A 16,501-nucleotide genomic window follows, 5' to 3' on the forward strand; every position below is an offset into this window, starting at 1 on the left:
CACCATGTACATGATCTATCGATCGTGGGACCAAGGGATGTTGGGCAAGTCGGTACGACATCTGGCCAAGCCAACGGTGCTGGACTGGGTCCGCAGCGTCTGGAGCGAAGCCTCCGCCCAAGACGCCCATGACTGGCTCACAGACGAGCTGGGCACGACCGTCTATGGCCTGGACTGCCTCTTCTCGAAAGGGGACCAGCACCGCGAACCATGCAGGACCTCCGTGTTCTGGCCAGAACACGGCTCCCGGATGTCTACCAGTGCAACATCGACGAGCACAGCATTCGCGTCCTCGCCAACGGACTGGACTACGACGTGGCCTACTACCTCGTGGACGACGTCGCCGTCGCGGCCAATCCCGAGCGGTGGTCCTTCGCCGTACACGATTCGCCGCTACCCGAGGCCGTCGATCCTCCTTCGAGCACCACGACGTTCACGGCACCGATACAGGTCACTGATTTGGCCGACCACTCGCCGACGGGGGAAGGCGGTCTGCGTCGACGTACGGAGCCTCATGCGCGACGTCCCGGGAGAGAGTCCTTGGATCGAGCCGGAACACCTCGAGGCACATGAGAAGCGCATGGGGCGGCTGCTGACCGGGTCCGTCCGTCGCCTCCATCCGGCACCTGCTCGACCGCGGTGTGCGATGCGTCGGCACGGACGCGCCGAGTATGGGAGCAGTCCAGAACGGCGCTCCGGCACATGTCGAAGGGCTGTCCAACGGACAGGTCTTCATCGAGAGCCTGGCCAACCTCAAGGAGGTTCCCGAGGAGGGAGGAACGTTCCAGTTCATGCCCATCAAGATCGCCAGATCGTCCGGCGGCCCAGGACGCGCCGTCGTCTGGGTGCCGGCCTGAAGACCCTCCAACCGACGGCCCTGCAGGGCTGACGGCCTTGCAGGGCCGGCTGTACATCGCGGGATCGCCCCTGAACGGGATGAACGGTGGCAGTACCGCCTGTTAGCCGCTTACCTGCTGAAGTCATCCTTCTGTTCGCAACCTTGCAAAGACGGATGATCCCTATCAGGATGAAAAGTCGATGAGATCGGCCAACGGACGCCCCCGCGCCTTCCCCTTTTACATCGTGTGCGATGTATCGCATTCGATGCATACCGCCCGTGAGGATGGACGGCCCACCCCCTTCGAGATTCTCTCCGACTGTGTCGGTGAGCTGCTTTTCGAGCTGGAGGCGGGCGATCCCGGCGTCAGTGAGGCCGCGCATGTCGCCGTGGTGTCCTTCTCCGACAAGGTCGAGCTGGTGCTCCCGCTGACCAGGCCGTGCGACGCGATCAGGGTTCCGGCCCTGAAACCCGGCAGGCAGACGGACTATCGGGCGGTCTTCAGCGAGCTCGTGAAGATCCTTGAGAAGGACTACCGGAAGCTGTCCAAGCAATTCGACGTGCGGGCGCCGGTCGTCTTCTTCATCACGGACGGCGAGCCGTACGTCGGCAAGAACCATCAGGACGTCGAGATCTGGGGCCCCGCGCGTGACCGGCTGGCGAGCCTTCACCCGGCGCCGTACATCGTGGCGCTCGGATTCGGGACGGTGCAGGAGGACACCCTGCGGCGGGTCGCCACCACCCTCAGGGGCGAAGTGCTGGCCTTCGCGGGCGAGATCGCGACAGGGGCGGCCACCGTGCTCCACGGCATCGCGCAGGCCGTCTCGGACAGCATCAGCGCCTCGGTCAACAAGAACACGGCCGTTCTGCGGGGACCCGGTGGGATGCGGCAGCTGAGATGATCAGGGCGACGCTCGCGGGATTACTCCTTCTTGTCGGAACCGGCCCGGTGGAAGCGAAGCCTGGTCCGGCACCGGAGCCGACTGCAACGGTGACCGTGACGCCCAATCCGCGGCAGGGCGGTGGGACGGCGTCGGGCTGGCCGCTGTGGATCCTGTCCGGCATCGCCGGCGGTGGCGCCGTACTCCTCGGGCAGTCATTGCTCCGCCGCAGGACCCGCACCGCGGCCGACGGCAGGACGCCACTCGGTCCGCTCCCCCAGCCGCTGCCCGTCCTGCTGGCGGGCGGCGCGGACTCGCGCGCCCCGGGCGTCGCGCTCGACGGCGGCATGCTCGCGCAGACCACGATCCGCGCCGTGAGCATCCGCGGCCGGCGCCATCGATATCGCGGCGAACCCTTGCAGGACGCCTACGCCGTACGACTGAGCGCGGACGGACGATGGGTCATCGCGGCCGTGGCTGACGGGCTGGGGAGCACGCTGCACGCCGAACACGCCGCCGCGGTGGCCGTGCGCGCCGCCACGAACCTCTCCCTGACCCCGGGGCTCGGCTGGCACGCGGCCTTCGCCACCGTCGCCGGGGAGGTCATGCGCGCCACCGCCCGGCTCGGCGGCCGACCCACGGGCAAACACGGCGCCGGAGCTTCGAATCCGCCCGCCACGACGCTGACGATCGGGGTGGTTCCCGCGGACGGCAGGCGCGGGATCGCCGCCTGCGCGGCCATCGGCGACTCGCCGGCGCTGTGGCTCCACAACGGGACGTGGACCGAGATCTTCCCGCCCGAGGGGCGGCGACCGGACAACGTCACGTCCGCCCTGCCGGAGGACCTCGGTGAGCTGCGGGAACAGCAGATCGATTGGGGGCCGGGCGATGTGCTCGTCCTGTGCAGCGACGGGTTCGGGACGGCCATGGGGGGCGGCGGCAGCACGCTCGCCCAGCGGCTCGTCACATCGTGGAGTTCTCCGCCCGAGCTGCGCAGCTTCCTGTGCGATGTGGATTTCCACCTGTCGACCTACGACGACGACCGGACCGTTCTGGCGTTGTGGGCGGGCCGTCACGACACGGCCGTCCTGTGACAGGAATGCGGCGGCAGACGTATGAATCCCCCAGATGTGGTCGAGGAAGCGGATCTGACGCCCTCCACGGACGCCGATGTCTACCACCTGCGCCCGGGCGGTCAGGCTCACAGCCTGGCGCTGTGCGAGGTCAGCGGCGTCCCTGGCCGGTTTTTGTTCAAACGGTACGACGAGGGGACGCTGGCGGGGCTGGACGAGGACGCTCTGCTCGCCATGGTGCGCTGGCGGCGTGAACTTCCCCGGCAGGACCGCGCGACACTCGATCGGCGCTGTGCGTGGCCGATCGCGGCGGTCCGGCACGACCGGGTCACCGGCATCCTGATCAGGCCCGCTCCCGAGGAGATGTTCGTCGAGCTCGGCACCCGCCTGGTGCCACGACACCTGGACGAGCTCACTCGGTCGCCCGAGCGGGTGAGCGCCCTTCGTGACCACTACGGCACGCGCTACTACGAGCCGCCCTACAAGCTGGCCGTGCTCGGCCAGTTGCTCGCGACGGTGCAGTGGCTGCACGAGCAGGGCTATGTGGTGGGCGATCTGCAACTGCGCAACGCCGTCTTCACCGTCGACCCGGCACCGGCGGTATACCTGCTGGACTGCGACTCCTGCCTGCCGATCGGAGGCCGCGGCGCCTTGCCGGAGGCCGATCCCGAGCAGTGGAAACTCCCCCGTGAAGGCGGATTCACGCCGGAGTCGGACTATTACAAGTTCGCCTGGGCCGTCGTGCGGTGCCTTCAGGAGAGCGCCGAGGCGTGGTCGCTCGACGAGGCCGCGCTCGCCAGGGTCCTGCCATTGCGGCATCGCCGGCTGATAAGGCAGTGTCTGGACGGTGCACCGGAATCGGTGGACACCGCGCGATGGCGGGCGGCGGGGGAGTCGTGGCGGTGGCTCGTCACTCCCGAACGCATCTACGTCGAGACCGACTCCAACCTGCGCGAGGCGTGGCGGCGCGGGAAGTCCGCGGTCGGGGACGGCTCGCGAGGCCGGCACGGGGGAGTCTTGGTGCTGATCGTCGTCCTGGCGGCGATCGCCGTCGTCGTCGCGGTCACGTTGGGAGCCTGAATGAACACCGGCGAGCCACGGCGCATCGGACCCTACGAGGTGCTCGGCTGTTTGGGCGTCGGTGGTCAGGGGACGGTCTACCTCGCGCAGGGGGAGGCGGGCCGGGTCGCCATCAAGGTGATCCACGCGCAGGGGGCGGCCGACCCGAGGGCGCGCAGGCGGTTCGCGGACGAGGTGGCCATGGCGTCGCGGGTGCCCAGGGCGTACACGGCGATGATCATCGACGCCGACTTCGACCGTGACCAGCCGTACATCGTGAGCGAATATGTGGAAGGCCCGTCCCTGCAGGAGCTCGTCGACAGGCACGGGCCGCTGTCGGGGTCCGCGCTCGAGCGCCTGGCGACCTATACGGCCACCGCTCTGGCGGCGATCCACGGCGCGGGAGTCATCCACCGGGATCTCAAGCCTGCCAACGTGATCATCGGGCCGGACGGGCCGCGGGTCGTGGACTTCGGGGTCGCACGGGCCCTGGAGGCGAGCGCCGCGATCACCACGACCGTGGGAACCCCCGGCTACCTCGCACCGGAGCAGGTGGGAGGGGTCGACGCCGAAGTGGGTCCCCCCGCCGACGTGCACGCGTGGGCAGGCACGGTGTATTTCGCCGCCACCGGAAAGGTGCCGTTCGCGGGGAGCAACGTGGCCGTCATCATCAACCGCGTCCTGACCGAGACCCCCGACGTGGGAGTGATATCCGAGCCGCTGCGTTCACTGATCGCCGACTGCCTCGCCAAGGATCCGGCACGGCGGCCCACCACCATGGAACTGCTCGGCCGCCTCGTGGGGCATCAGTCGCGAACCGCGCACGCGACGGTGCCCCATACCAGGATCCTGCCGGCCACCCTCGGAACGCTGAAGGAGATCACCACGCTGGGCAGCGGGCCCGCGGCCGACATCGTGATCCATGGGGAGGGGATCGCCCCGGCGCACGCGACCATCCGCAAGGTGAGCTCAGGCTACCGGCTGCATGACCACAGTGGCGGCCTGAGGACGTTCATCGACGGCCGCCCTGTTCTCTACGCGACCCTGCGACCGGGTGATCGGTTCACGATCGGTACGGAGGTGCTCCGCCTCACCGAGGCGGGGGAGCTGGAGCGCGTACGGCTCAGCCGGATGTCAGCCACGCGCTGGTGGCTTCTGCTCTTCCTCATCGCGGCGGTGGCGCTGACGGTGATCGTCGTGGTCACGGGATGGTGACGGGCGTGGGCGTGGTGACGTTCACCCGTTCCCCGGTCCTGGAGTCGAGGGTGAAGGCGCCGCTGGCGCCGCGGATGACGTTGGTGCCGGTGAACAGGTAGAGCTGCCCGCGCACCGCCGCGGCGGAGGGCAGGCTGAGCTGGGACGGGTCCACGCCGATGGCGGCCTTCTGGACGGCGGTGGCCGCGGCGGTGACCGCGTCATACGACAAGATCGCCAGTCCGCTGCCGAGATGCGCCGCGGGGAAGGTCACCCCATGGTGGGGCGCCACGAACTCGTTACGGAAGTCGCGGTAGAGCTGGCGGTGCGGGTTGTCCTGGTGGTCGAGCCGCTTGGGGTCGGCGAGCGGCACGAACATCACCTTGATGGGCGCTTCCGGGTCGTGCAGCGACGGGTCGTTCGGATCTTGGTCCTGGGCGTCGTCGCCGGTGACCACGGTGATGGGCGTGGAGCGGCAGGGCCGGCTGCGCAACAGCTTGAGGAAGGTGGGCATGAACGCCTGGCGGCCGGCGTAGAAGATCATGTCGGTCTTCGTCCCGCAGATCGTGTCGCTGATGGTCCGCAGGAGCGAGGGACCGCCACGCGGGTCGAAAGGAAAACTGAGTCCGGACCTGTCGACGTACGGCTTGAGCCCGAGCTTCGGATCGAGGAAAGCGTCCTTCAGGGAGCGGGCGTAAAGGTCCTTGGTCCCCTGCGGGGTCACGTCGGCCCACATCAGGGCCGCGTTCCCGCCGACCTTCTTCTTCTTGAACTCTTGGGCGATGGCGGCCAGCTGGGCCGAAGTGCTGACCGCGGTGCGGGTGAGACCGGGAATGGGTCCGCCGTCGTCGATCTCACCGGTGGTGTTGAACCCGGCCGCGGTGATGAAGTCGGCGACCATCGGGATTCCGGGGTCCTTGGCCAAGGCACGTGCGGCGTCGATGCTTTCCTGCTGGCTCGGGCCCATTCCGGTGACCGCGACGACCTGTCCGGGGCTCGCCGTCGCCCCCGTCGCGGCATTCTTCCGCACCGCCTGCACCGTCGTCCGCCACTTCGAGCCGTCGTGACCGGTGTTGGCCAGCAGGAGCCGGATCTTGGGGAACGTCTCGGAGCGGTTGGCGCGGAATTGGCCGATGAACGCCCCCTCGAGCTGGTGGAGGGCGCGCTCGCCGACCAGTCCGCGCGGGCCTGCCCCCATCGGGGCCATGAGCGCGATCGTGCTGTAGTCCTTTTCCTTGGTGACCGTGCGGTTTTCCGCCGCGATGGCCTCCAGGATCTGGCGATACTGCTTGCCCAGGACCATCGTCCCGTCGACCGGGTCCATCAGCCCGACGCATTCGCCTTCGATGGCGACGACGTCCGCGCTCTTCGTCTCACAGCCGCCCCAGGGCCACCAGCCCTGGGTGTAATTCACGAGTACCGCAGTGGATATCAGGACGGCGACGACAACGACGATCACCACCAAGCGGCGGCGGAAAAGCATTCCCACCTGGCGTAACAGGCTCCAGGTGCGCGCGGCGAGGGAGGGTGCCGGCGCCGGTTCGTCATACATCTGGACTCCAAGCCGTCACTGATCCCTCGACCGTGCAGGCGCGCTCTCCCGGACGTCGATCGCACGCTTTCCATCCCTGGGCTGACAGCCGCCTAAACTCAACGTCATTAAAACGTGATCAAGGCAGCCCGACAACAGTCAGTTGGCGGGTTCGTCTGGAAACGGTTGGGTCGAAACAGCAGTTCGTACAGCGTTGACCCGCCATGGCCGACAGCCAGATGGCCGCAGAGCTCCCGGAGACGCACGCCCAGGTGAGGCAGGCGATGGCCGGCGGAGCGTCTCGGGTGGTCCTACTGCTGTGGCCCCACCGTCCACGGTCGGAGCTTGTCGGGGTTGCGGACGGCCCAGATGTGCTTGATCCGGTCGCCTGCCACGTCGAACGCCGCCACCGTCACGGTGACGCCGTCGTGCTGGGCCACCAGGCCGGGCTGACCGTTGACCGTGCGCTCCACGATCGTCAGGTCGGGTGCCTTGCCGGCGATGCCGACGATGTAGCGGGCGATCTGCTCGCCGCCTTCGATCGGGCGGAGGCCTGCGCTGACGAGGCCGCCGCCGTCGACGATCGCGGTGGCGCCGGGGTCGAGGAGGCCGATGAGGGCGTCGATGTCCTTGGCTTCCCATGCCTGCTTGAAATCCCTGACGAGGCCGGCCTGCCGGGTCGGCGAGGTCGCGGGCGCCTGTGACGCACGGATGCGATGGCGGGCAGAAGAGGCCAGCTGGCGACAGGCCGCCGGGGTGCGGCCGACGATGTCGGCCACTTCGGCGAAGGAGTAGTGGAAGACGTCGTGCAGGATGAGCGCGACGCGTTCGGCCGGGGTCATGGATTCGAGCACGACGAGGAAGGCCATGGTGATCGACTCGTCGAGGGTGACGCGGTCGGCGGGGTCGACGGTGGTGGGACCCGGCCGCCCGGTGATCCATTCCGTACGATCGGGCAGCGGCTCGGGGATCCATTCGCCCACGTAGCGCTCGCGGCGGGCGCGTGCCGAGCCGAGCAGGTCGAGGCAGATGCGGCTGGCGACCTTGGTCAGCCAGGCGCCGGGCGATTCTATGGCCTCCTGCTGTTCCCGGGACATGGCGTACCAGCGGGCGTACGTCTCTTGTACGACATCCTCGGCATCGGCAAGGGAGCCCAGGAGCCGGTACGCCAGATTGATCAGCTGACGCCGCTCGCTCATGATCGCGTTCAGGCCGGCGTCGCTCGGCCCGGGTTGGGTGGTCATGGTGTCGCCGACTTCCTTTGTCGCATCTGCCCTCACCAGTTCGACGAGACAACGCCTCGGAACGTGAGATGGCGCGTCGCCTGACATTCCGGAGGGCTGTGTCGTCGGACTACTGAGAAATCATCCAGGACGCGCGGAGCGAAGCCGTCTTCACCCGTCCTGCAGCCGTCAGGAGTCACCTGTGTTCTTGCGTGTCGCGATCACCCTGCAAACCTTGTTCCTCTTCATCCAGTCGATCACCGCCGGACTGTTGCTGTCCACGCCCAACGGACACGTGTTGCACAGTGCTGGGGCGTACGGGACGTTCATCGTGGCGCTGGTGCACCTGATCATCGCGATCCTGGCGTGGCGTCCAGGCGGCGGGTCGCCCAGGCCCATCCTGTACGCGGCCGGCTTCTTCGCGCTCACGTCGGCGCAGATAGCTCTGGGCATCGCACACATGAGGACGCTGCACGTCCCATTGGGCGTCCTGATGTTCGGCATGAGCGTCCTTCAGCTCGTCTGGATCTGGACCGGCCGCCGCACTCACCTGACCGCCGCGGCGTGAAAGACCGGCAAACCGGCCTGCTCCGCTAGGCCGGGGAGAGGGAGACCGCGCTCCGCCGTCCGTATCATCTCGGCATGGTGCTGAACCCGGAGCCGCGGCTCAGCCGACGGGCGGTGCTCCTGGCCGCCGGTGGACTGCTCGCCGGTTGCTCCCGGCAGCCCGAGGTCGACGAGGTCCACCTGCGACTGGCCACCGGGCCCGCGGGGGCGGTGTACCGCCGCATCGGCGGTGCGCTGGCCGAGCACGTCACCGAGCACGTGCCGGGCGCGACCTTGGTCACCGTGCCGAGCGGGGCGTCCACCGACAACATCCGGATGCTGAGGGCCGGCGAGGTGCACCTCGGGCTGACGAGCCTGGACGCGCTGATCACGACCGACGGCAGCGCGCCCGAGGGGCTGTCGGCGATCTGCCGGCTCTACGACAGCCACCTGCATCTCGTGGTGATGGCCGGTTCGGCGATCGACGAGTTCCGCGACCTCGAGGGCAAGCGCATATCCCTCGGCGCCCGCGACTCGGGCACCGAGTTCACGTCCCTGCGGGTCCTGGAGCTCGGCCCGGTGAAAGCCGACGGCCGGTACCTCAGCCAGGCCGCATCGGCGGCGGCACTGCGCGACGGCGAGATCGACGCGATGTTCTCCCTGACCGGCGTCCCGACACCCGCCATCACGGAGCTGGCGCAGCGACATCCGATCCGGCTGATCCCGTTGGACGCACAGGCGGACGCGCTCTTCACGGCGTTCCCAGGTCCCTACACGCCGGCCATGATCCCCGCGACCGCCTACGCCGGTGTCCCGGCCACCCGCACCGTCGCCGTGCCGAACATGCTTCTCGTACGCAACGACCTGCCTGACGACCTGGTCTACGCCATCACCGACACGATCTTCACGCACACCGGCACGATCACCTCCGCCAGCCGCGACGACGCCGAAGCCGTTCCCGAAGCGTGGCAGATCAACGTACGCACCGGGATCTCCACCGCCTCGATACCGCTGCATCCGGGCGCGGCCGCCTGGTTCCGCGACCGCAAGCGCTGACCTGGGACAGCGCCAGGTCAACGGCGGCCCGGGCCGTCAGACCGGTGAAGAGGCGTCGGACGACGACGCCAACCGCGGAACGACCGGCAGCACGACCACCGCGGCGAATCCGTGCCCGGACCCGTCCGGACGCGGCAGGCCCTCCTCCAGCCGCAGCTCGCCCCCGGCCGCCCCGACCAGGTCGGCGCAGATGGCCAGTCCCAGGCCGGTCCCGGGCACGTTCTGGTGCCGCGGTGACCTCCAGAATCGCCGTAGCGCCTGGGCCCGCTCGGACGCGTCGATCCCTTGGCCGTCGTCACGGACGGCGATCGTGACCACGCCTGCGTCCGCGGAGGCCGCAGAGGCGTCTCCGCGGCCGTCCGCACCATCGGGGACGACGCGGGCGGACACCTCCACCACCTGCGCGTCCGACAGCCGCAACGCGTTGCTGATCAGCTCGTCCAGAATGCTGCCCAGTCCGCCCGACGGCTCCAGCAACCGCAGCCCCGGCGGCACGTCGACCGTCAGTGTCTGCCCCGCCGTCGCCGTCAACGCCCGCCACCGGTCCACCCGGGTCACCAGCACCGCGTCGAGATCCACCGGCGACGCCGTCCGAATGCTCTCCATCCGCGCGCTGGCCTGCAGCGAGTTCAGCATCCGCTGCATCGCCTTCACCTCGTCGACGGCGACGTCGTACACCTGCCGCCCGTTGCCGGACGCGCGCAGATGCGGTTCCAGACTCTCCACGGCGAGCCGGAGGCTGGTCAGGGGATTGCGCAACTGATGCGACGCGTCGGACACGAACGCGCGCTGCCGGTCCACGGCGTTCTCGACCGCGTCCATCATGGTGTTGAACGACTCCGCCAGCCGCCGCAGCTCGACCGGGCCGGCCTCGGCGTCCGCCCGGATCGTGAGGTCGCCCTGCGAGATCCGCGAGCTCGCCGCGTCCAGCTCACGCACCGGCCGCAGCACCCACGCCGACACCGGCCATGCGACGGCCACCAGCGCGATCAGCGGCAGCAGCCCGAGCCCGGCGAGCTGGGCCCATCGCACGAGGATGCGCCGGTGCGTCTTCGACAGGTCGGAGATCGTCACGACGGCGCCGACGACCTCGCTGTCGCGGCCCACCGGCTCGGCGACCACGAGTGCGGAGTCGTCCCACGGCACCCATTCCCCGGACGGTTCGGGCCTCGCCCCGGCCAGCGCCGCGGTGACGATCCGGGGCAACGCCGGCTCGGCCCGCGCCGCCTGCTGATACGCACCGGCCGGCCCGAGCAGCACCGTGCCGGACGTGTCGATCACCGCGACCGGGATGCCGTACAGCTCGTGGTAGCGCGCCAGCTCCTGCTGGAGCGCCTCGGTCCGCCCGGTGGACAGCGCGGTCTCGGCCAGTGACGCGAACCGGGCGACGTCGTTCAGCCGGTCGACGTACGTCTCCTGCATCTCCCGCTCGGCCACGGAAACGCTGAGCGGCACCCCTAGCGCCGCGACGAGCAGCACCGCGAGGGGCACCAGGACGACGAGCAGGCGACGGTGCACGGCACGTCAGCCGATCAGCTCCGGCCGGTCGGCCACGAGCCGATAGCCGACCCCGTGAATCGTGCGGATGGGCACGGCCGGCCCGAGTTTGTGCCGTAACGCCGCGATGTGGGTGTCCAGGGTGCGACTCGAGGACTCCCAGGTGGCGCCCCAGATCTGGTCGAGGATGACGTCGCGGCTCACCACGTTCGGCGCCCGCCGGGCCAGCAGCAGGAGCAGCTCGAACTCCTTGCGGGTCAGCGTCACGGGCGTGCCGTCGACGGTGACCTCGCGGGTGCCGACGCCGATGCGCATAGGGCCGAGGACGAGCGGCTCGTCCGGGTGGCTCAGGGCGCGGGCCACCCGGGTGCGCCGCAGGACGGCGTCGATCCGGGCCAGCAACTCGGGGATGCCGAACGGCTTGACGATGTAGTCGTCGGCGCCGGCGCGCAAGCCGCGGACCCGCTCGTGCTCCTCCGACCGTGCCGTCACGGCGATGACGGCGGTCTCCGGACGGTCACGCAGCTTGCGGATCACGTCGAGCCCGTCACCGTCGGGCAGGCCCAGGTCGACGAGGACCACATCGGACGGGGCGGCGCGCACGGCCTCTGCGGCGGTGGCGAGGCGGTGGACCTCGAAGCCCGCCTGGGCCAGGACGGTCACCAGGCCCCGCGCCACGCGGTCGTCATCCTCGATGATGGTGATCCGCATACCGGATTGTACGGCCCGGATCGATGCTCGCGTTAGACCTTCAGTTCTTGGGATTTCTCTGACATCCCGAGCATTCCTTGGGATTCCTCTGACACCATTCGCCGCCCTGCCAGCCGAGACTGAGGCGCACTCACGCATGCGCTGACGAGGAGGCCGCGATATGAGAACGCCCAGCAGGTACCGGGTGGCCGCCCGGATGATCGCCGCGATCGGCGTCGTCTCGCTCGTCGCCGCCTGTGCCGGCAACGGAGGCACCGCCGGCAATGGCGGCGCCACCGGCGGAGGCTACCCGGACCAGAACATCACATTCGTCGTGCCGTTCAGCGCGGGCGGCCCGACGGACACCGTCACCCGCTTGATCGCCGAGCCGATGGCCGCCAAGCTCGGCGGCAAGATCGTCGTCCAGAACGTCGAGGGCGCGGGCGGCACTGTCGGCGCAGGCGAGGTCGCACGGGCCCAGCCCGACGGCTACACCGTGCTCATGCACCACATCGGCATGTCGACGGCGCCCGCCCTGTACCAGAACCTGGGCTACAAGCCGCTCGAGGACTTCGAGATGGTCGGGCTCGTCACCGAGGTGCCGATGACGGTCGTCGCCCGCAAGGACTTCGCGCCCGCGACGCTCAAGGACCTGGTGACCCACGTGAAGGCGAACGCCAACAAGGTCACGCTGGCCAACGCCGGCATCGGCGCCGCGTCCCACCTGTGCGGCCTGCTGTTCCAGACCGCCGCCGGGGTCAAGCTCCAGGAGGTCCCGTACGAGGGCACCGGCCCCGCGCTGACCGACCTCGTCGGCGGCCAGGTCGACTTCATGTGCGACCAGACGACGAACACCAGCGGCCAGATCTCCGCGGGCGAGGTGAAGGCGTACGCGGTCACCACGCCGGAGCGGGTGAAGAGCCTGCCCGACGTGCCCACCACGACCGAGGCCGGGCTGCCCCAGCTCCAGGTCAGCGTGTGGCACGGTCTCTACGTCCCGAAGGGCACGCCGCAGGACGTCGTCCAGAAGCTGTCCGAGGCGCTGAAGACGGCACTGGCCGACCAGAAGGTCATCGACCAGATGGCCAAGCTCGGCACCGCGCCGGTCCCGGCCGAGAGCGCGACCCCGCAGGCGCACCGGGCCAAGCTCCAAGAGCAGATCGGCACCTGGGCGAGGGTCATCGCCGACGCCGGCGTCAAGGCCTCCTGAGGTGGAGCGCCGCCGGTCCTTCCCGGACGTCCTCGCCGGGGGAATCTTCGTCCTGATCGGTGGCGCATTCGTGGTGGGGTCGCTCGGCTACGAGCTGGGCACCCCGCTGCGGATGGGCCCCGGCGCCTTCCCGCTGCTGGTCGGCGCGATCGTGGCCGCCCTCGGTCTGGCCATCGTCGTCAAGGGACTCATCGTCGGCGAGGCGATCTCGTTCGGGCCGATCCCCTGGCGTGCCGTCGCCGTCATCGTGGTCGCGGTCCTGTTCTTCGGCTTCACCGTACGGGGCCTCGGGTTCGTCCCGACGTCAGCGGTGACCGCCCTGCTCACCACCCTGGCCAGCTCGCGCGTACGGCTGGTCACGGCCCTGGCCGTGACCGCCGGGCTGACCGTGGCCAGCACGCTCATCTTCGTCGTCGGGCTTCAGCTGCGGATTCCGCTCTTGGGCCCGTGGCTGGGATTCTGACGCGGCATCCGGATTGAGGTATGGAACTTTTCGACAACCTCGCGCTGGGCTTCTCCACGGCCCTCCTGGTCCAGAACGTCCTCTACTGCTTCGTGGGAGTGCTGCTCGGGACGGCGGTCGGCGTGCTGCCCGGCATCGGGCCGACGGCGACGGTGGCGATGCTGCTGCCGATCACGTTCAGCTTCGAGCCGGTGACCGCGCTCATCATGCTGGCCGGCATCTATTACGGCGCACAGTACGGCGGCTCGACGACCGCCATCCTGATCAACCTGCCCGGTGAGTCGTCGGCAGCGGTCACGGCGCTGGACGGGCACGAGATGGCCCGGCAGGGCCGGGCCGGCGCGGCCCTGGCCGCCGCCGCGGTCGGATCCTTCATCGCCGGTACGGTGGCCACCGTCGCCCTGGCCGTCGCGGCCCCACCGCTGGCCCGCGTCGCGCTGCAGTTCGGCCCGGCCGAATACTTCTCGCTGGTGCTGCTCGGCCTGATCGTGTCGATCGCGCTGGCGCGCGGCACGGCGCTCAAGGCACTGGCGATGATCTTCCTCGGCGTCCTGCTCGGCACGGTCGGCCAGGACATCTACACCGGCACGCCCCGGTTCGTGTTCGACGAGCGCGAACTGTACGGCGGCATCGACTTCGTGTCGGTCGCCGTCGGCATGTTCGGGGTGGCCGAGATCCTGCGCAACCTGGAGAACGAGCAGACCCGCACGGCGATCGTCAGCAAGGTGAAGAACCTCTGGCCGACCCGCGAGGACCGCCGCCGGATCGTCGGCCCGATCCTGCGGGGCACGGGTCTCGGCGCCGCGCTCGGCGTCCTGCCCGGTGGTGGCCACGTGCTGGCCTCGTTCACTTCGTACGCCGTCGAGAAGCGGATCTCGAAGCGGCAGCAGGAGTTCGGCCACGGCGCGATCGAGGGCGTCGCCGGGCCCGAGTCGGCCAACAACGCCGCCGCGCAGACGTCGTTCATCCCGCTGCTCACCCTGGGTCTGCCCGCCCACCCGGTCATGGCGCTGATGGTCGGCGCCTTCATCGTCCACGGCATAACCCCCGGCCCGAACGTCATCGTCGACGAGCCGGAGCTGTTCTGGGGCCTGATCGCGTCGATGTGGATCGGCAACGTGCTGCTCGTGCTGCTGAACCTGCCGCTGATCGGCATGTGGGTGCGCATGCTGCGCATCCCTTACCAGGTCTTGTTCCCGATGATCATTTTGTTCGCCTCCATCGGCACGTACTCCCTGGGGTTCAACGCGTACGACGTCTACGCGATCGTGTTCTTCGGGATCCTGGGCTACATCCTGATCAAGTGCGGCTGCGAGCCGGCGCCGCTGCTGCTCGGCTTCGTCCTCGGGCCCCTGCTCGAGGAGAACCTGCGGCGGGCGCTCATCATCTCGCGCGGCGACGCGTCGGTCTTCGTGACCCGGCCGATCTCCGCGGTGCTCCTGGTCCTGGCCGTGGCGGCGCTCGCCGTCACCGTCCTCCCGGCGATCCGCAAGCGCCGCGAGATCGTGTTCTCCGAGGAGGAGTAGCTGAACACCCCTTCGAACGATCAGGAGCGGGGAAGGAGGGAGCCGAGCGGTCCGAGGTCGATGTTGAGATCGTCCGGAGACACCTCGAACCGCTCGCACAGCTCCGTCATGGCCTCTTCCAGCCGCATCAACGTCAGGCCCAGCACTTCGACCTGTTCGTCCGACAGGTCTCCCTGCTCCATCCGCCGGATGGACTGGCGCTCGACGAGCTGGCGGACGAGCTCGACGAGCGTCAGGACGAGACGGGACAAGTCGCGCTCCACGGCCTCGCGGTCCGCCTCGATGCGCAGCCGCCTCGACGGCCGGCTCTCCGCGTCCTGGCGACTATTCATGGCGGCGCGCACCTGCGATCGTGTCGGACTCCCGTACGGACGTGATCAGCGCGCGCAGGGAGATGCGGACGAGATCGATGTCCGCGATCGAGAGCACGAGGTCCCCGCTGACGACGACCCCGCCCGCCAGCAGCCGGTCCAGGAGGTCCACCAGCGCCACCCGCTCGGGCGGCAGGCGTCCCCCGCGCGCCGGGACCGCGTCCCGCGAGCCGTCAGGGAGCGTCATCTCGCACCTCCGCCTCCCCCGTCTCGACGGGCGCCGTGAAGGAGTAGGGCGCCCATGGGCCGGTCAGCTCGACGTCGATGCCCTCTCCGCGCAGCTCCTCGACGACCTGCCCGAACTCCTCGGTGCGGCCCTCGTCGACCAGGTACGCACCGTTGAGCACCATCCATCCCTCACGACCCGACAGCTGCGGGTCCTGAGCGCGGTGGCGGCGGCTCGCCACCGCGACGGAACTCAGCAGGTCGTGGATGCGCTCGGCCCGCACGACCGCCTGCCGCCACGCCTCCTCGCGGGTACGCAGGCCGGCTTGACGCTTCTTGAGGTACGCCGTTCCCGGGCTGCGCTGCGAGGCCGGTTCCTCGGCCGGGGGCGCAGCGGACGGGGTGGCGGACACCTTCACGCCCCATTCCTGGCGGCCGGCGATGCGGGACAGCGCCTCCAGGAAGTCGTCCCGGCGCTGTTCCATGAGGTTCCGGATCTGCGTTTCGCCGCGATAGACCGTGACCAGCCGCGCCGGAGCGGTCGGCGCCTCGGCCGCCACCGCCTCCACCACCCGGTGATGGGCGCGGGCGGTCTCGCCGAGCCAGTCGATGTCCTCCAGCGACCGCCGGAGCGGTTCCTCGCCGAACTCCGTCAAGGGGACGGCGCTCACGTACGCCACGAGACCGGCATGGGAGATCACCCGTACGGGGCCGCCCGCGACCCCCGTCAAACCTCCCAACGCCCCCTCCGACGGCGGCGAGTCCTGACCGAGCGCGACCGCGTAGAGGTACGTGCCCACGTCAACCATCGGGCTGCTCCTGTTCGCGCGGCCGCTTCCTGGTGTCCGTCTCCGGCAGCGCATGACGCGACCGCTCAGCGGCGAGCTGGTCGCGGAGCGTGCGGTTCTCCTCCAGCAACTCCTGGTTCTTCCCGGTGAGCCATGGGTCGTGTTCCCACCAGTCGATGCCCATCTCCCTGGCCGTGTCGACGGATGCGATGACCAGGCGGAGCTTGATGGTCAGTAATTCGATGTCCAGGAGGTTCACGCGGATGTCGCCAGCGATCACTATCCCGCTGTCGAGGACCCGCTCCAGAATGTCGCCGAGGTTCGCCGACTCCCGGCCCTGCGGAGAGTAGGGGTGGTTCACCATGGAGCTGGATTGCGTCATGTCGCCGT

18 protein-coding genes are annotated in these 16,501 nt (G+C 69.4%); 10 read left to right on the top strand and 8 right to left on the bottom strand.

All coding sequences use genetic code 11. From position 1 onward, the window contains the following. Positions 1-671: 671 nt before the first annotated feature. The 5 genes from ID574_RS12470 (at position 672) to ID574_RS12490 (ending at position 5,066) form a co-directional block, all read left to right on the top strand. Positions 672-857 (top strand): cyclase family protein, encoded by a 186-nt coding sequence (locus ID574_RS12470; protein WP_188188956.1) that lies wholly within the window; start codon positions 672-674, stop codon positions 855-857. Between the two features lie 181 nt (positions 858-1,038). After that, positions 1,039-1,740 (top strand): vWA domain-containing protein, encoded by a 702-nt coding sequence (locus ID574_RS12475; protein WP_223166623.1) that lies wholly within the window; start codon positions 1,039-1,041, stop codon positions 1,738-1,740. A gap of 95 nt (positions 1,741-1,835) precedes the next feature. Beyond that, on the top strand, positions 1,836-2,813 hold the full coding sequence (locus ID574_RS12480; RefSeq protein ID WP_188188958.1) for a protein phosphatase 2C domain-containing protein: 978 nt from the start codon (positions 1,836-1,838) through the stop codon (positions 2,811-2,813). 21 nt (positions 2,814-2,834) lie between these two features. Then, complete coding sequence (locus tag ID574_RS12485) at positions 2,835-3,872, top strand: protein kinase family protein (protein ID WP_188188959.1); 1,038 nt, start codon at positions 2,835-2,837, stop codon at positions 3,870-3,872. Next, positions 3,873-5,066: an FHA domain-containing serine/threonine-protein kinase gene (locus ID574_RS12490; RefSeq protein ID WP_188188960.1), complete on the top strand. Its 1,194-nt coding sequence runs from the start codon at positions 3,873-3,875 to the stop codon at positions 5,064-5,066. Here the strand turns inward: ID574_RS12490 and ID574_RS12495 are convergent. Together ID574_RS12495 and sigJ are read right to left on the bottom strand one after the other, a co-directional pair. Next, entirely contained in the window at positions 5,053-6,597 is a 1,545-nt protein-coding gene (locus ID574_RS12495; RefSeq protein ID WP_188188961.1) for a type 1 periplasmic-binding domain-containing protein, read from the bottom strand. The genes ID574_RS12490 and ID574_RS12495 overlap by 14 nt on opposite strands. Positions 6,598-6,887: 290 nt before the next feature. Continuing rightward, complete coding sequence (gene sigJ / locus ID574_RS12500; protein WP_188188962.1) at positions 6,888-7,820, bottom strand: RNA polymerase sigma factor SigJ; 933 nt, start codon at positions 7,818-7,820, stop codon at positions 6,888-6,890. A 181-nt stretch (positions 7,821-8,001) separates the two neighbouring features. Between sigJ and ID574_RS12505 the strand changes: the two genes are divergently transcribed. Continuing rightward, positions 8,002-8,367 (top strand): hypothetical protein, encoded by a 366-nt coding sequence (locus ID574_RS12505; protein ID WP_188188963.1) that lies wholly within the window; start codon positions 8,002-8,004, stop codon positions 8,365-8,367. Between the two features lie 74 nt (positions 8,368-8,441). Then, a complete protein-coding gene (locus ID574_RS12510; protein ID WP_188188964.1) occupies positions 8,442-9,401 on the top strand; it encodes a TAXI family TRAP transporter solute-binding subunit in 960 nt (319 codons plus the stop codon). A 36-nt stretch (positions 9,402-9,437) separates the two neighbouring features. Here the strand turns inward: ID574_RS12510 and ID574_RS12515 are convergent, their stop codons facing one another. Beyond that, a complete protein-coding gene (locus ID574_RS12515) occupies positions 9,438-10,919 on the bottom strand; it encodes a sensor histidine kinase (RefSeq protein WP_188188965.1) in 1,482 nt (493 codons plus the stop codon). Positions 10,920-10,925: 6 nt separating this feature from the next. Next, positions 10,926-11,609 carry a response regulator transcription factor gene (locus tag ID574_RS12520; protein WP_188188966.1) on the bottom strand — a complete coding sequence of 228 codons (684 nt, stop codon included), beginning with the start codon at positions 11,607-11,609 and terminating at the stop codon, positions 10,926-10,928. Positions 11,610-11,769: 160 nt separating this feature from the next. Here ID574_RS12520 and ID574_RS12525 point away from each other — a divergent pair, with 160 nt between their 5' ends. Genes ID574_RS12525 through ID574_RS12535 form a run of 3 tightly spaced genes read left to right on the top strand, consistent with a single transcriptional unit; the run spans position 11,770 to position 14,787 of the window. Then, positions 11,770-12,798 (top strand): tripartite tricarboxylate transporter substrate-binding protein, encoded by a 1,029-nt coding sequence (locus tag ID574_RS12525; protein ID WP_223166624.1) that lies wholly within the window; start codon positions 11,770-11,772, stop codon positions 12,796-12,798. Position 12,799: 1 nt separating this feature from the next. Further along, a complete protein-coding gene (locus ID574_RS12530; RefSeq protein WP_188188967.1) occupies positions 12,800-13,261 on the top strand; it encodes a tripartite tricarboxylate transporter TctB family protein in 462 nt (153 codons plus the stop codon). A gap of 20 nt (positions 13,262-13,281) precedes the next feature. Continuing rightward, positions 13,282-14,787, top strand: a complete 1,506-nt coding sequence (locus ID574_RS12535; RefSeq protein WP_188188968.1) for a tripartite tricarboxylate transporter permease — start codon at positions 13,282-13,284, stop codon at positions 14,785-14,787. A 20-nt stretch (positions 14,788-14,807) separates the two neighbouring features. Here the strand turns inward: ID574_RS12535 and ID574_RS12540 are convergent, their stop codons facing one another. Genes ID574_RS12540 through ID574_RS12555 form a run of 4 tightly spaced genes read right to left on the bottom strand, consistent with a single transcriptional unit; the run spans position 14,808 to position 16,493 of the window. Then, positions 14,808-15,119, bottom strand: coding sequence for a gas vesicle protein K (locus ID574_RS12540; protein WP_188188969.1), 312 nt, complete (start codon positions 15,117-15,119; stop codon positions 14,808-14,810). Next, on the bottom strand, positions 15,112-15,345 hold the full coding sequence (locus tag ID574_RS12545; RefSeq protein WP_188188970.1) for a gas vesicle protein: 234 nt from the start codon (positions 15,343-15,345) through the stop codon (positions 15,112-15,114). Before ID574_RS12545 ends, ID574_RS12540 begins: the two co-directional genes overlap by 8 nt. After that, positions 15,332-16,132, bottom strand: a complete 801-nt coding sequence (locus ID574_RS12550; RefSeq protein ID WP_188188971.1) for a GvpL/GvpF family gas vesicle protein — start codon at positions 16,130-16,132, stop codon at positions 15,332-15,334. Before ID574_RS12550 ends, ID574_RS12545 begins: the two co-directional genes overlap by 14 nt. Continuing rightward, entirely contained in the window at positions 16,125-16,493 is a 369-nt protein-coding gene (locus ID574_RS12555; RefSeq protein WP_188188972.1) for a gas vesicle protein, read from the bottom strand. The genes ID574_RS12550 and ID574_RS12555 overlap by 8 nt, the downstream gene beginning before the upstream one ends. Positions 16,494-16,501: the final 8 nt, after the last annotated feature.

It is taken from the genome of Nonomuraea sp. SYSU D8015 (genome assembly GCF_008065375.1).
GTDB lineage: Bacteria > Actinomycetota > Actinomycetes > Streptosporangiales > Streptosporangiaceae > Nonomuraea.